The sequence below is a fragment of the Catenulispora sp. GAS73 genome (genome assembly GCF_041262085.1).
In the GTDB taxonomy this organism is placed as follows: Bacteria; Actinomycetota; Actinomycetes; order Streptomycetales; family Catenulisporaceae; genus Catenulispora.
Genome location: NZ_JBGCCM010000013.1, coordinates 197,667 through 212,644, shown reverse-complemented (window position 1 = coordinate 212,644; position 14,978 = coordinate 197,667). Strand labels below are relative to the sequence as shown.

Below are 14,978 nucleotides of genomic sequence, written 5' to 3'. Positions count from 1 at the left end.
TCCATGACCGAGCAGGAACCCGCGGACAGCACGACCGGAAGCACGGCCGCCGACCGGTGGCGGATGCTGTCCCGCGTCCACCGGCTGGTCTCGGGGCTGGCCGGGCGGCTGCCCGATCCGCTGATCACGCAGGCCCGGGAGTGGGTCGGCCAGGAGGACGTGCTCGGGCTCGCCGAGGTCGTCGTGAACGCCGCGATGACGCTCGGGGTGAGCGTGACGCCGCAGGAGGCCGAGACGCTCGCCGCGCTCCCGGCCGCTCCCGGCCGCCGGCCCGGCCTGCCTCCTGAGCTCCGGATCTCCGACGCCGCCGCGCGGCTTCCTCCCGCTGTGGCCTTCCGGACCGGGCCGCCCGCGATCGCCGACGACCTCGACCGGGCGATGGTCGCGTCGGTGTTCCGCGACCCGAAGGTCGTGGCGATCCGCCGGTCGACGAGGTCCGGGATCGGCCACGGCGACCGGCGCGTGTATCTCCTGGAGGCCGCGCCCGGCGCCGAGCTGTGGCGGCTGGCGGCCGAGGCGGGGCGTGCCCTTCAGACGCGGGGCGAGGGTGCACCGCAGATCGAGGCGTACTGGACCGGCGAACCGCAGACCGGGTATCAGCAGGCTGCACTGGCCGCGTCGCTACGGCTGTGGGCCCGGCCCGAGCTGCCGGAACGGGGCGCGTCGGTGTTCGGCGCGGCGGTCGACCGCGAGCGCGCCGCCCGGGTGACCGAGTGGTTCCAGTGGTCCGGCGAGGTCTGGGCCACGATGACCCGGCTGCACCGGCTGCTGCTGCGGCTGGCCGCGGACGTGCCCGCCGAGCGCTTGGCCGGGCTGCGGCGCTCGCTGGCCGAGGGCGAGTTGGCGGGCTTCTCCGTCGGCCTCGTCTCGGTCCTGGCCGAGTCGAGTCTGGCGCTGACCGCGACGGAGGTCGCGCTGCTGCGGGAGATCCCCCGGCAGATCGAGGAGCCGGGACTGGACCTGTCGGCCCTGGACCGGGTCCCGGTCAGCATCGCCGACACCCCCAAGCCGGTGACCGCCTTCGACCTCCGCCCGGCTCCGGACCAGGGCTTGGACGCCGGTCCCACGGTGGTACTGATGATGGCCTCGCAGCCGGGCGTGATGCAGGTGTGGCGGGCCTGGCGGGGCAGCGGAGCGGCGGTGATCCCGGTGTTCCTGATCGAGGTCGATCCGGGGCTGGCCGCCTGGGACGTCGCCTTCGACGCGCAGCTGGCGCAGGCCCCGGCCGGGCCCGCGCAGGTCGAGGTGTTCTGGAGCGGCGAGGCGCTGCCGGAGTTCCACCTGGCGGCGTTGAAGGACGCGGACCCGCTGTGGATCGCTACCTTGGAGGAGTCGCCGCACACCGGCGGCATCCGGACCACCGGCGTCTACGACTTCGCCGACGCCGACGGCGTGCCGCGCTTCAGCGCCGACCACGTCCGGCTGCCCGACCGAGCCGAATGCGATCGCCTGGCCGCTCGGATGATGTCCGGGGACGCCGTGGTGACGAGCCTCGCGGCGGCCGAGGACGTGATCGACCCCGACCGCGGCCGGGTCGTGCCGCAGGAGCACCGTACCGACGGGGAGTGGATCTGGCGCGCGTCGGCCGCGTACTACCTGGCCGAGTACCAGCTCGCGCCGCATCCGGATCTGCTCGCACACCTGCGGCGGATGGAACGAGGAGCCGACGTCGCCGATGCCTGAGCAGGTTCATATCGCCCGAGTCCCGGTGGACAACGGCATCGTCGGCCCGATTCTCGACGACGCCGAACGCGAGCGCGTCGCCGCGTTCCTGGCCGCCGGCGCGCCGATCCTGATGACGACGGCCCTGAGCCCGGACAAGCTCGATCCCTCGCGCGGCAAGGTCGTCGGCGCCTCGTTCCGGACCGACGGCACGTGGGTATGGAGCGACGGGCTCGCGTACTACGTCCGGGTTCACGGCCTGGCGCCCGAGGACGATCTGCTGACGTGGATCAGAGCGCTGAACTACCGGTGCGCGGCGCCCGACAAGGCTGCGATGGACGAGGCCCTGGACGCGTTGTACGCGTCGTTCCGTTCCTGATTCCGCGACACGCCCCAGCACGCGGGGAGGCGTCGTCCTGCGCATTTCCCGGATGGCGGAGCGCTACGGTATGTGCGCGTAACGGACATACCGCCCGCTTGAAGGGACGCCGCCGTGAGCCAGCCGACACCCGCGCAGCTGCCGTCGATCCTGCCGGCGCCCAGGCCCGATGGCGTGGACGGGGCGGCGACCCCCGAAGAACGGGGCCTGGCCGACACGGCGGCGGCGTTCCGCCTCACCCGGCGCGCGTCGATCTGCCTGTGCATGATCGTGAAGAACGAGGCCGCGGTGATCGAACGCTGCCTGGCCTCGGTGCGCGGACTCGTCGACTACTGGGTCGTCTCCGACACCGGATCGACCGACGGCACCCAGGACCTGATCCGCGCGGCGATGGCGGACGTCCCCGGCGAGCTGCACGAGGACCCGTGGCGCGACTTCGGCCACAACCGCTCGCTGAACCTCGAACACGCGCGGGGGAAGGCCGACTACCTGCTCCTGATCGACGCCGACATGGTCCTGCGCCAACACGGCGAACTGCCGGCGCTGACCGCGGACTCGTACATGATCCGGCACGGCGGCGATCTGGAATACCGCAACAAGCGGCTGGTCCGCGGCAGCCTGCCGTGGCGCTACGTCGGATCCACCCACGAATACCTCACCACCGACCGCGCCGACCGGGAACTCCACGAACTCCACCTCGACGAGTTGGTGGTCGACCACTTCGCGGACGGCGGCTCGCGCGCCGACAAGTTCGAGCGCGACATCCGCCTGCTGTCCGCGGACCTCGAACGGGATCCGGACAACACCCGCACCGTTTTCTACCTGGCGCAGACGCGGCGCGACCGCGGCGAGCGCGAGGCGGCGATCGCCTTGTACCGGCGACGGGTGGAGATGGGCGGTTGGGCCGAGGAGGTCTATTTCTCGCTGCTGCAGATCGGGGAGTTGTTGGCGGACGCCGGCGACTGGCCGGCCGCGATGGACGCCTTCGTCCAGGCCTGGGAGTACCGGCCGCAGCGGCTGGAGGCGTTGTACGAGCTCACCTCGCGACTGAGGCTGCGGTCGCAGTATCAGGCTGCTTACTCGTTCGCGAGCGCCGGGATCGGTGAGCCGCAGCCGGACGACGTGTTGTTCGTGCGACCGTGGGTCTACCGGTGGGGGCTGCTGTTCGAGCTGTCCATCAGCGCGTACTGGGTCGACGACTTCCGCGGCTCGGTGCGGGCCTGCGACATGCTGCTGGAGATGCCGGACCTGCCGGATCCACACCGGGAACAGACGATCGCCAATCGCGAGATGTCGGTGCGGCGGCTCGTCGATTCTCGTCGTTGAATTCTCGTCGTTGATATGAGGAATGCGCCGCACTGTCGCGGCCCGATCACCCGCTGAGCGTGGCCTGACCTCGGCAGATCGGCCGAGCGAGTGAGGAAGACGGCGATGCCGTTTCGGTGCGATCAAGCTTCGGGCAACCAGAGGTCTGAGGCCAGTCGCCATTCTTCAGATTCACTCGGGAAAGGGCTACTCCAGCATGCCGCAAGAATCTCAAAGGTCGGTGGGGACGCTCCAGAAGTGCGTCATGGTGACCACCGGTCTGACGGTGCTCGCCGGCGCGACGCTGACCGTCGTCGGCGTTCAGCACGGCACGGCGCACGACCACCACACCCGCACGGAGGCTGCGGCAAGCACCACGCCGCTGAGCGTCGCCGCGCCGGTCAACGTCGCCGCGTTCTCGGCGCCGCCGGCGGCCCGGGTCGCGGCTCGGGTCGCGGACCGGGTCGCGGGTCGGGTTGCGGGTCGGGTCGCGGACCGGACGACGCTCAGCGCGGCTGTGCACCCGGCACTGCACCAGGCGGCGGTCCGGCACGCATTTACGCCGAAGGCCGATGGGCTGCCGCTGCCTCCCCCGCCGCGCGTGTTTGTGCCCCGGCGGCACTTCGAGCCCGCACACCACCACCGCGCGGAGCACATGGCGTGCCACCACAAGCGGCACGAGAAGTGCGAGTGCGTCGGGAAACAGGGGCCTGCCGGTCCGCGCGGGCCGAAGGGGGCTCGCGGACCGATGGGGCTGCGGGGGCCCGCCGGTCCAGCCGGTGCCACCGGCGCGACCGGCGCGCCAGGGATGAAGGGTGACACCGGCGCTGCCGGTCCGGCCGGCCCTGCCGGCGCTACCGGTTCTGCGGGTCCGGCTGGTCCTGCCGGCCCCGCCGGCCCTGCTGGCGCGACCGGTAACCCCGGACCGGCTGGTCCAGCCGGTCCTGCCGGTGGCGTTGGCCCCGCCGGTCCCGCCGGCCCTCAAGGTATCCCTGGAACTCCGGGCGCGGCCGGCCCTGCTGGCCCCGCCGGCCCTGCTGGTACCCCCGGCGCGACCGGTTCTGCGGGCCCTGCAGGCCCCGCTGGCCCCGCCGGTACTGCTGGCGCTGTTGGTCCGGCCGGTCCTGCCGGTCCCGCTGGTCCCGCTGGTCCTGCCGGCCCGACCGGAGCGACTGGCCCCGCCGGCCCGGACATCGACATCGCCTTCCACAGCGACGAGTTCGCCGAGCAGGTCACCCTCAACAGCAACGCCCTGAACTACCGATTGATCGACAACAACGTCCGCGGCGCCGCCCAGTCCCTGAGCACGGGAGCCCTCGCCTCCGGCTACCCGGGCACCACCGCCGACCCCGTCGTCGACGTCTCGGAAGCCATCCAGCACGACCATCTCTACGTCAACGTCGTCACCGCCGGCGGCCACGCGGCCGAGCTCATCTGCAAACTCAACGGAACCACCGGCCTCGACCAGGGCGCCACCCCGACCGTCGCGTGCAACCGGGCCACCTCCGGACCCGCCGTCTACTGGGTCACCATCCCGTTCCTGTAGACCGCGACGCGCACCGTCCGGCCCCGTCGCAACAGCGGCGGGGCCGTTCCACGTCTCACACCCCTCACGCCTCCACAGACGCCCGCTGCGCATCGGGCAGCGCCAGCGACAGCAGCACCGCGACCGCGGAGAACCCCACCGACCACCAGAACGCCGAATGGAACGCGGTCACCGGCGTCCGCGGATGCGCCGCGATGCCGCTCTGCAGGATCACCGCCAGCACCGCCGTCCCGAACGAGCCGCCGATCTGCTGCGCGGCCCTTGTCAGCACGCTGGAATGCGGGATCTGGTGCCTCTCCAGCCCGACGTACCCGGCCACCATCACCGGCATCGTCACGGCCCCAAGCCCGAACCCGCGCAACACCATCCAGCCGGCGAGCTGCCATTCGGCCGTGTGCGGCCCGGCCAGCGCGAACGGGACGGTCGCGACGGCGACGATCGCGAATCCGCTCAGCGCCAGGACGCGCGCGCCGAGCCGGTCGATGGCGCCGCCGGTGACGGTGCGCGACAGGATCGTGCCCACCCCCTGCGGCACCAGCAGGATGCCCGCGGACAGTCCGTCGACCTACCGCTGGGCCTGCGCTGGAACACATCACGAGCCGTGATCATCGGCGACGCCGCCTCCGCCGCCCCCGCGTCGAGAACAACATCGCGGCCAGCGCCGCCCTGACCGCGAGCCGCACGCCGCCGAAGCCGGGTGCGACCGCCGGCGCTGGCACCGGCACCGGCACGAACGAGCGGCCACCGGCGCTCACCGACGAGGAGCTGGCCCACCAGCTTGAATGGACGACGCCGTTGCCGGCGGGGCAGCCCGGCTGAGGCCGGGATAAACGTCTGTGTCAGAGTCATGCGACACAATCGCGGGGTTCTGACACAGCTCGACATGCCCCGCTGAAATGGAGACGTCCCATGCCGTTCCCGATGCTCCCCCTCCCGGCGCCCGGCGAGGTCCTGCTCGTGAACACCTGCTACGAAGACGACGGCACTCCCCTGTGGGACGCGATCCTGCAGACCGTCGGCGGCCGCCGTGACGAAGACCTGGTCATACTCGGCGACGGTGACGGTGACGTCCGACTGCGCCTGACCGAGAACCCCGGCTGGGACTACCTGCACGGCGGCGACTTCCCCGCGCTGCTCCCGCCCGGTTTCGACGCCCCGGTCATCGCGCAGGCGGACATCTCCGCGGTGTACGGCGCCGACGCCATGATGCTCATCGACCTTCGCGAGGTTCCCGGGCGCGGTGTGCGCATCCCGACGGCGGAGCTCGGGCGCGTCCTCCCCGGGCTGCACGATGGCACGATCAGCTTCGACGAACTGATCCGCGGCATGGACCGGTGCGGCACGTACCTCGGGGACGCGGGCGAGCCGACGAATCCCACCCCGACCGGCGTGGTCCGGACCTCGTTCCCGCAGCTGCCCGTGTATCCGTTGACGCTGCTGGTGCGCACCGACTTCGAGAACCACGAGGGCTGGAGCAGCCTGTTGTCCGCGCTCGGCGACCTCACCGAGGACAACGAGACGCAGGTCGACTTCAGCGACACCGGATCGTCCGACCTGGGCCTGTCCGCCCTCGTCGTCGACGACCCCGCGTTCGAGTCGCTGCAGCCCGGCCAGGTACCGGCCCTCGTTCCGACCGTGGGCCGAAACGACCAGCACACGACGATGGTCGCGCTCGCCGACGCGCAGACGCTCGCCGACCCGGTCCACCGGCTGCTCGTCGTGGACCTCCACGACACGCCCGGCCAGTCGATCCGGATGCCGCTGGCGGGCGCCGGATCGCTGGCGGCCAATCTGGAGATCGCGAACATGGACTTCTATGAGTTCGAGAACTATGAGGGCTGGAACGGCTGAGCGCGCTCGCGGACACAGACCTCACCCCGGAGCGAACACCAAGTCGGAATCGATCCGATAGCGGTCCCCGCGATAGACCGCGCGCGTGTACTCGATGATCAGATCCCGCGAGTCCCGGGTCGTCACGTCGAACAGCAGCGCCGGGCTGTAGGGCGGTACCTCTAAGTGCCCTGATTCGCGCTCGTCGGTGACCGTGGCCTCGATCGACTGCGCGGCACGCGCCATCGTGATCCCGTACCGGGAGTGCAGCAGCTGGTAGAAGGAGCCGCGCTGGAAGTCGTCGCCGGTGATGCCGGGGACGTACTTGTCCGGGACGTGGATGCGTTCGATGGCCAGCGGGGCGCCGTTGACGATCCGCAGCCGCTCGACCTTCACCAGCAGCTCGCTCGGGGAGACGCCGAGCGCGCGGGCCAGCCGGGCGTCGGCGTTGGCCCGCTCGAAGCCGAGCGTGCGGCTCTCCCACACGCCTTCGGACAGCGGGACCCGGAACGAGTTCGCCACGCCGGCGGTCGGGGCCAGCGGCTGCGCGACCTTCGAGGGGGCGGTGAAGGTTCCCCGGCCCGGCCGGCGGATCAGCACACCCTCCTCGACGAGTTCGTCGACGGCGGCGCGCAGCGTCGGCCGGGAGACGCCGAGGGCTTCGCAGAGCTCGTGCTCCGACGGCAGCGCGTCGCCGGCGCCGGTGGAAGCCACCATCGTGAGGATCGCCTCGCGGGCGCGGGTTCGCTTGACGGCCGATCGCATTGACAAAGGGTAAGGCTTCAGCGCGGGCGGCGCCATGATCGAGCGCCACCACATGCTGTCATCACCTGCCAACCGGAGATTCTAGTAAAGACTCTTGACTTGACCTTTTGTCAGCTCAAGAATGACCGGCGTGACGTCAGTGAAGAACAGAATCAGAAAGCTGGGGGTCGCAGCCGCCGCGGCCGCCGTCGCCCTCGGAACAGTGATGGCGACCACAGCCGCGGCCACGCCGGCATCCATCACGCCGACCAGCACGGCGAACGGCTACCTCTTCCTCGACCAGATGATGGACAAGTACGCCACGGGCAGCACGCCCCGGTTGGTGCAGAGCTTCGTCCCCGACTCGGCGATGGGCTCGTTCACCGACTCGGTCACGTACGACGACGCGCTCGTCATCGACGCGCTGCTGACCCGCGGCACCGCCGACGACCTGGCGCGCGCGAAGGTGATCGGCAACGCCCTGCTGTACGTGCAGGCGAACGACAAGTCGAAGGACGGCCGCATCCGCGCCGCCTACGCGCCGACCCCGCTGACCTCGCCGAGCAAGGTCAGCGCCACCGACGACACCAGCGACGTCGGCAACATGGCCTGGGTCGGCCAGGCCCTGGTCCAGCTCTACGCCAAGACCGCGGACGCCTCCTACCTCACCGGCGCGACAAACCTCGCGACCTGGATCCAGACGAACGCGTACGCCACCAACGGCCCCGGCGGATACACCGGCGGCTACGACTCCAGCGGCAAGCTGACGTGGAAGTCGACCGAGCACAACCTCGACGTCTACGCGCTGTTCGCAATGCTGGCGACCGAAACCGGCGACAGCACCTGGACCACGCGTGCGGCGCATGCCAAGTCGTTCGTCGCCGCGATGTGGGACAGCACGAACAGCAAGTACTGGGTCGGCACCAACCCCGACGGCACCAGCCTGAACAAGGGCTTCCTGCCGGAGGACGTCAACACCTGGACGTACCTGGCGTTCAAGGACCCCGCCCGCGCCGCGTCGATCGACTGGGACGTGACCAACCTGGCGGCGACCGACGGCGCCTTCAGCGGCGTCAGCTTCGGCGCCTGCGACAAGTCCAAGGTCTGGTTCGAGGGCACGGCACACCTGGCCGACGCGCTGGCGATCCGCAACGGCGGCGGCGACGCGACGAAGGCCCAGAACTACCTGAACGCGATCCAACTCGCGCAGACGACGGCACCGCACAACAACGGGAAGGGCATCGTCGCCGCATCGCACGACAAGCTGTCCGACTGCGACTCCGACTACTACTACGCAGCGCCCCACACCGGCGCCACCTCGTGGTACCTGCTGGCTGCCACCGCGACCGATCCGTTCTACCTGCTGCCGTCGAGCTCCGTCGGCAACGACTTCACACTGAGCGCGAGCCCGGCGTCGGCAACAACCACCGCAGGCTCGACATCGAGCACCACGGTCACCACCGCTCTCACCTCCGGCACCGCGGAGCCGGTGGCACTGAGCACCTCAGGCCTGCCGAGCGGCGCGACAGCCACCTTCGCGCCCGCCTCGATCACCGCAGGCGGCACCTCGACACTGACCATCACCACCGCCGCAAACACCTCCGCCGGCACCTACCCGATCACGATCACCGGCGCAACGTCCTCAGCCACCCACAGCACGACGTTCACCCTGACCGTGACCGGAACCACTACCGGCCCGACCCTGTACGAAGCCGAGTCCACGGCGAACACCATCACCGCACCCGCAAGCGTCATCACCTGCACCGCCTGCTCCGGCGGCGCCCGCGTCGGCCACATCGGGAAGCAGAGCACCGGAACCGGCACGCTGCAGTTCAACGGCATCGTCGCCCCCGACGGCGCCGGCACGTATCAGATCACGGTGGCCTTCACCGACGGCTCCGCGAGCCGCGCCGCCTCGATCAGCGTCAACGGCGGCCCGGCGCAGTCTGTGATCTTCGGCACCACCGGCTCCTTCTCGACCCCGGGGAACCAGGCGGTCGCCCTCGCCCTGGCCGCTGGGACGAACACGATCACCATCACGAACCCGAGCGCGTCAGCGCCGGATATCGACGCGATCACGGTGCCTGCCACGCACTCGTAGCGTTGGAAAGCGCTCAGCATCGCACGGCTCTCAGTAAGTGGGCGCGCCTTGGGTCTCCACTACCGCCCACTTACTCAGACCGGCCCATCTGGGTAAACTCCCCATCTGGCTCGACGCTCTTGTAACAAGACACTGTCATAGGCGTCTGCTTGACTTTTGAACACGGGGGAGGGGTTCGCTGATGGCGCGTCCTACGGGGTGGGACATCCTGGGTCTGGATGGGGATCCGACGCCGGGTGTGGTGGAGTCTGTCCAGGCTCTGGCCAAGGAGTTCGGCGACTTCGCCCACGATGTGGAGTCGGCGTATCGGAGTCTGAACTCGTTCGGCTCGGATGCCACGGCGTTGGAGTGGGTGGGTCAGACCGCTGATGCGTTCAAGGGCCAGTTCGGCCCGCTGCCGGGGCGGCTGCAGAAGCTGTACACCTCCTACAGCGAAGCCTCCGACGCCTTGAACGCCTACGCGCCGCAGTTGCAGGCGGCACAAGCCAAGGCCGACAGTGCCCTGCGTCAGGCCCAAGACGCCAACTCCGACCTGCAACGCGCCACCACCACGGCCAACACCGCCGCCGCCGATCTGAAGACGGCTCAGCAGAACCACACCGCCAGCCCCAACCCGCAGGCGGTCACCGACGCGCAGAACGCGCACAACACCGCGCAGACCAACCTGACCAACGCCAAGGCGCGCATGGCGGACCTGGCCAAGCAGGCCCACGACGCCTACAACGACCGCGTCAGCGCCGCCAAGACCTGTGCCAACGCCCTGCACCACGCCCAATCCGACGGGATCCACAACAAGTCCTGGTGGGACCACGTCGCCGAGGACCTCTCCGAATGGGGCGGCAAGATCGCCGAGATCGCCAACGATCTCGCACCGTTCCTCGACGTCCTGGCCCTGGCCACCTCGTGGATCCCGGGCGTGGACGTGATCACCGCCGCGCTGGCCGAGGCCGACAACATCATCGCGCTGGTCGGCACCGGCATGCAGATCGCCGGCGACGCCATGCAGGGCCACTGGGGCGACGCCCTGATGGGCGCCGGGATGCTCGGTCTGACCTTCGTCGGCGGGAAGGCGATCGAGAAGGTCGGCGGCAAGCTGATGGACAAGTACGGCGGGAAGCTGCTGGAGAAGTTCGGGCAGCGGGGTGAGGGCAACATCGGCTGCTTCTCCGCCGGGGACCCCGTCGACGTCGTGTCCGGGCAGATGATCATGTCCGAGGTCGATCTCGGACTGCCCGGCGTGCTCGGGCTGGTCCTGTCCCGTGCCTACGCCTCGGACTACGAGTTCGGGCGGCTGTTCGGGCCGGGGTGGTCCTCGACACTCGACCAGCGGGTGGCGGTCAACGCCGCCGGCATCCACTTCGTCGGGGACGACGCGCAGCAGCTGCACTACCCGATGCCGGCCGACGGCGGTGCGCCGGTGCTTCCGACCGAGGGACTGCGGTGGCCGCTGATCTGGGACCGGGTGGCCGACGAGATACGGATCACCGATCCCGCGACCGGAAACGTCCGGCACTTCGCCGTCGTCCACCACGCCGCCGACGACGGTCAGATCAGGGATCTGACAGCGATCTCCGACCGCAACGGGAACCGGATCCACTTCCACCGCACCGAGGACGGCACGCCGACCGGCGTCTCACTGCCCGGCTACCGGCTGGTGATCGACACCGTCGCGAGCGCTCACGGCCCGCGGGCTTCCGAGATCCGCCTCGTCGAGGGCTCGGAGCCGGGCGAATCCACAGAGGCGGTCGTCCGCGGCTTCCGCTTCGACGATCGCGGCCGGCTGGCCGCGGTGCTGGACCCGGCCGGGCGCGCGCTCGTCTACGACTATGACGACCAGGACCGGCTGTGCGGGTGGACCGACCGTACGGGGTACCGGTACGCGTACGAATACGGTCCGGACAGCCGCGTGGCACGCGGCGTCGGCCTGGAAGGAATCCTGTCGGCGTCCTTCGCCTACGACCCGGACGATCGGGTCACCGTCGTCCGGGACAGCCTGGGTCACGCGACCGAGTTCCACTACGACGAGCTCGGGCACGTCGTCCGGGTCGTGAACCCGATGGGCGCGGCGGTCGAGACGGCGTACGACGCGTTCGGGCGGCTGCTGTCCCGGACCGACGAGCTCGGCCGGGTGACGTCGTTCGAGCTGGACGAGCACGGCGACATCGTGCGGATCACCGGACCGGACGGCGCCGTCGCCGAGCTCGGCTACAACGACCTGCGACTGCTGACCTCGGTCCGGGAAGGCGAAACGGTCCGCGGGCTCTACACGTACGACGAACGCGGGAACCTGATCGCCCGGGCGGACGCGAGCGGCGCGATCACCCGCTATGAGTACAACGAGTTCGGACACTGTGTCGCCGGCACGGACGCGCTCGGCGGCACCCACCGGTTCGTCACCGGCGCCGCCGGGCAGGCCGTCGAGATCACCGATCCGCTGGGCCGCGTCAGCCGGCTGGAACACGACGCCTTCGGGCTGGAGGTCGCGGCGGTGGGCCCGCTGGGCCGGCGCAGCGAGAAGCGGCGCGGGATCGACGGCCGGATGGTGTCGCGGACGCTGCCGGACGGATCCGTCGAGTCCTGGGAGTACGACGCGCAGGGGCGGCTGGCCGTCGAATACGACGCGGCCGGGAACGCCACGCACTTCGAGTTCGGGCCCTTCGGGATGATGCGCGCCCGGGTCACCGCCGACGGCGCGCGGCACGAGTTCGGGTACGACACCGAGCTCCGCCTGGTCTCCGTCACCGGCCCGGACGGACGGATCTGGTCCTACGAGCGGGACGCGGCCGGACGCCTGGTCGCCGAGACCGACTTCAACGGCCACCGCACCGCCTACACGCACGATGCCGCCGGGCAGGTCGTCGAGCGGGTCGACGCCGGGGCCGGCACGCGCTTCGCCTTCGACGCGGCCGGCCGGCTCGCGGCGTGGGAAACCGGCGGCGGCCGGTCGACGATCGAGTACGGGCCGCTCGGAGAGCCGTCGCGGATCGCCGGGCCCGACGGCGTCATCGAGTACGCCCGGGACGCGATGGGCCGCGTCCTGGCCGAGACGGTCGACGGCCGGACCAGCCGCTACGAGTACGACGCGCTGGGCCGCCGGGTGCGGCGCACGACGCCCGGCGGCGTGGTCTCGACCTGGAGCTACGACCTCGCCGGACAGCCGTCGGCGCTGGAGTCGGACAGCGGGGCGGTGCGGTTCGCCCACGACGAGGCCGGACGCGAGAGCTTCCGGTCGCTGGGCTCGCTGGTGCTGGCCCAGCAGTGGGACGTCGCCGACCGGCTGACCGGGCAACTGCTGGCGCCGCCGACCGCGTCGGAGGGCGGGCGCGACGCGCAGCGTCCCGCTCAGCAGCGCTCGTACGGCTACCGGGCCGACAACACGCTGGTGTCCGTCGCCGACCAGCTGCGCGGATCGCGGCGGCTGGAGGTCTCGCCGGGCGGCCGGGTGACGCGCGTCGAGGCGCAGGGCTGGACCGAGGCGTACACGTACGACGGGGTCGGCAACATCACCCGCGCCGTGAACAGCGCCGTCGGCGGCGATGCGGTCGGTAGCGATGCGGTCGCCGGCGATCCGGTCGGCGGCGATCGCGTGTACAGCGGGACCCGGCTTCGCTCGGCGGGCCGCCGGACCTACGAGTACGACGAGCGCGGACGCGTCGTCAGGGTCCTGACCCGCTTGCTGTCCGGCGGGCGGCACGAGCGCCGGTACGAGTGGGACGCCGAGGACCGGCTCTCGCGCGTGGTCCTGCCGGACGGCACGGTGTGGACGTACCGCTACGACCCGCTCGGCCGCCGGACGGCCAAGCAGCGACTCGCCGCGGACGGCGTCTCGGTCGCCGAGGAGGTGCTGTTCGTCTGGGACGACGCCCAGCTCGCCGAGCAGGTCCGGACCGACGGCGACGGCCGGCGGCGCACCGTCACCTGGGACTGGGAGCCCGGGACCTGGCAGGTCGTCGCCCAGACCGAGGCTGTCACGCGGGCCGAGGCCGTCGCACAGACCGGGCGCGAGGCCACGGTGCCGGGTACCGGGCCGGACTCGGGCTCGGGCTCCGACTCCGACGACGTAGACCGCAGGTTCTTCGCGATCGTCGGCGACCTCGTCGGGGCGCCCGCGGAACTGGTGACGATGGACGGCCAGGTGCTGCCGACCGCGACGACCGATCTGTGGGGACGCCGCGTCGCCGCCGAGGCGCCGGGCCGCTGCCCGCTGGGCTTCCCCGGCCAGTACCACGACGACGAGACCGGCCTGGACTACAACAACGCGCGGTACTACGACCCGGAGACCGGCCGGTACCTGTCGAGCGACCCGCTCGGCCTGGACCCGTCGCCGAACCCCTACGCCTACGTCGCGAATCCCACGGCATGGATCGACCCGATGGGCCTGGCGTCCGGCAAGGGCACGCAGTGGGACAAGGACGGCGGCAACTGGTACGACATGCGGCCGTCGAACCCGCCCGGCGTCAAGCCGCGCAGCGCGGGCTCCTTCGAGATCAACCACATGCCGGCCAAGAACGCGTGGGAGCAGCTCCACCTGGCCAACTCGATGAACTCGAACTACGGGCCCTCGATCCGTATGGAGTACGCCGACCACCGTGCCTTCATCAGCACCGGAAGCGGCACCGCCTCCGCCCAGTACCGCGAGTTCCAGGCCAAACTGATCGCCAGGGGCCGGATGGACGTGGCCATGAAGATGGACATCGTCAACATCCGCGCGCAGTTCGGCACGAAGTACGACGCAGCGATCGCCGAGATGGTCGCCGACCTGCCGAACAACACCCATCTCCAGGACTTCCTGTCCAAGAACGGGTGGACGATCAGGACGTGCATCCTAAAATGACGGCCATGCACATCGAACTCGACCCCCCGAACGGCATCACCGGCTTCCGTTTCGGCATGCCCGTCGAGGAGCTCAAGGAAGCGGCGGCGGCCCTCGGCGACATCAGCGTCAGCAACGAGGGCCCGCCGACGAAGGTGCGCTTCATGCAGATCTACACCCAGCTCCCGGATTTCGACATCATGTTCGCCTCCGAGGACGGCAAAACCCTGACCTCCCTGGACATCGCCCGCCCCTACGAGGACGACGCGGACGTGACGGTGACCTGGCGCGGCATCGACGTGTTCCGCACCCCGGCCCGCGAGCTGATGCAGCAGATCGAGGCCGCGGGCCATCCGATCAACCACCGGGAGCGCTGGAACCCGCTGGTCCCGGGACTCTCCTTCGGCCTCAACTGGAATCCCCGCGACGACATCCCCTTCGACGCCGACATCGACGAGGACGACACCGCGATGCCGGTGTATCTACGCGGCGTCCTGGTCGCGCCGACCACGTACTACGACGAGATGCTCGCCGGATTCGCGGCCAGAGGGGTGTGAGCTGAGGCGTTGCCGGTCACCTGCTACGACGGCTGGCCGCT

General features: G+C 70.6%; 11 protein-coding genes. 9 read left to right on the top strand and 2 right to left on the bottom strand.

The features are described 5' to 3' along the window. Positions 1-3 precede the first annotated feature (3 nt). The 5 genes from ABH935_RS21365 to ABH935_RS21345 all read left to right on the top strand — a co-directional run bounded on the left by ABH935_RS21365 (position 4) and on the right by ABH935_RS21345 (position 4,892). Entirely contained in the window at positions 4-1,683 is a 1,680-nt protein-coding gene (locus ABH935_RS21365) for a hypothetical protein (protein ID WP_370379673.1), read from the top strand. Beyond that, positions 1,676-2,041, top strand: coding sequence for a hypothetical protein (locus tag ABH935_RS21360; RefSeq protein ID WP_370379672.1), 366 nt, complete (start codon positions 1,676-1,678; stop codon positions 2,039-2,041). Before ABH935_RS21365 ends, ABH935_RS21360 begins: the two co-directional genes overlap by 8 nt. Before the next feature lie 114 nt (positions 2,042-2,155). After that, entirely contained in the window at positions 2,156-3,367 is a 1,212-nt protein-coding gene (locus ABH935_RS21355) for a glycosyltransferase (protein ID WP_370379671.1), read from the top strand. 794 nt (positions 3,368-4,161) lie between these two features. After that, positions 4,162-4,602: a hypothetical protein gene (locus tag ABH935_RS21350; RefSeq protein WP_370379670.1), complete on the top strand. Its 441-nt coding sequence runs from the start codon at positions 4,162-4,164 to the stop codon at positions 4,600-4,602. A gap of 8 nt (positions 4,603-4,610) precedes the next feature. Beyond that, positions 4,611-4,892, top strand: coding sequence for a hypothetical protein (locus ABH935_RS21345; protein ID WP_370379669.1), 282 nt, complete (start codon positions 4,611-4,613; stop codon positions 4,890-4,892). 64 nt (positions 4,893-4,956) lie between these two features. Here the strand turns inward: ABH935_RS21345 and ABH935_RS21340 are convergent, their stop codons facing one another. Further along, complete coding sequence (locus ABH935_RS21340) at positions 4,957-5,427, bottom strand: hypothetical protein (protein ID WP_370379668.1); 471 nt, start codon at positions 5,425-5,427, stop codon at positions 4,957-4,959. A 374-nt stretch (positions 5,428-5,801) separates the two neighbouring features. Here ABH935_RS21340 and ABH935_RS21335 point away from each other — a divergent pair, with 374 nt between their 5' ends. Continuing rightward, entirely contained in the window at positions 5,802-6,743 is a 942-nt protein-coding gene (locus ABH935_RS21335; protein WP_370379667.1) for a hypothetical protein, read from the top strand. 21 nt (positions 6,744-6,764) lie between these two features. On the opposite strand, the gene ABH935_RS21330 is transcribed toward ABH935_RS21335, so the two are convergent. Then, positions 6,765-7,487: a GntR family transcriptional regulator gene (locus ABH935_RS21330; RefSeq protein WP_370379666.1), complete on the bottom strand. Its 723-nt coding sequence runs from the start codon at positions 7,485-7,487 to the stop codon at positions 6,765-6,767. Positions 7,488-7,692: 205 nt separating this feature from the next. Between ABH935_RS21330 and ABH935_RS21325 the strand changes: the two genes are divergently transcribed. The 3 genes from ABH935_RS21325 (at position 7,693) to ABH935_RS21315 (ending at position 14,937) form a co-directional block, all read left to right on the top strand. After that, the gene (locus ABH935_RS21325; RefSeq protein ID WP_370379665.1) at positions 7,693-9,567 is read left to right on the top strand and encodes a CBM35 domain-containing protein; all 1,875 of its coding nucleotides are present in this window, start codon (positions 7,693-7,695) and stop codon (positions 9,565-9,567) included. A 181-nt stretch (positions 9,568-9,748) separates the two neighbouring features. After that, on the top strand, positions 9,749-14,401 hold the full coding sequence (locus ABH935_RS21320) for an RHS repeat-associated core domain-containing protein (protein WP_370379664.1): 4,653 nt from the start codon (positions 9,749-9,751) through the stop codon (positions 14,399-14,401). Between the two features lie 5 nt (positions 14,402-14,406). Beyond that, positions 14,407-14,937 (top strand): hypothetical protein, encoded by a 531-nt coding sequence (locus ABH935_RS21315; protein WP_370379663.1) that lies wholly within the window; start codon positions 14,407-14,409, stop codon positions 14,935-14,937. Positions 14,938-14,978: the final 41 nt, after the last annotated feature.

Bases quoted from the DNA above. Each gene is read 5' to 3' on its own strand.
- ABH935_RS21365 (WP_370379673.1), top strand. From the start codon at position 4: ATGACCGAGCAGGAACCCGCGGACAGCACGACCGGAAGCACGGCCGCC.
- ABH935_RS21360 (WP_370379672.1), top strand. From the start codon at position 1,676: ATGCCTGAGCAGGTTCATATCGCCCGAGTCCCGGTGGACAACGGCATC.
- ABH935_RS21335 (WP_370379667.1), top strand. From the start codon at position 5,802: ATGCCGTTCCCGATGCTCCCCCTCCCGGCGCCCGGCGAGGTCCTGCTC.
- ABH935_RS21330 (WP_370379666.1), bottom strand. From the start codon at position 7,487: ATGCGATCGGCCGTCAAGCGAACCCGCGCCCGCGAGGCGATCCTCACG.
- ABH935_RS21325 (WP_370379665.1), top strand. From the start codon at position 7,693: ATGGCGACCACAGCCGCGGCCACGCCGGCATCCATCACGCCGACCAGC.
- ABH935_RS21320 (WP_370379664.1), top strand. From the start codon at position 9,749: ATGGCGCGTCCTACGGGGTGGGACATCCTGGGTCTGGATGGGGATCCG.
- ABH935_RS21315 (WP_370379663.1), top strand. From the start codon at position 14,407: ATGCACATCGAACTCGACCCCCCGAACGGCATCACCGGCTTCCGTTTC.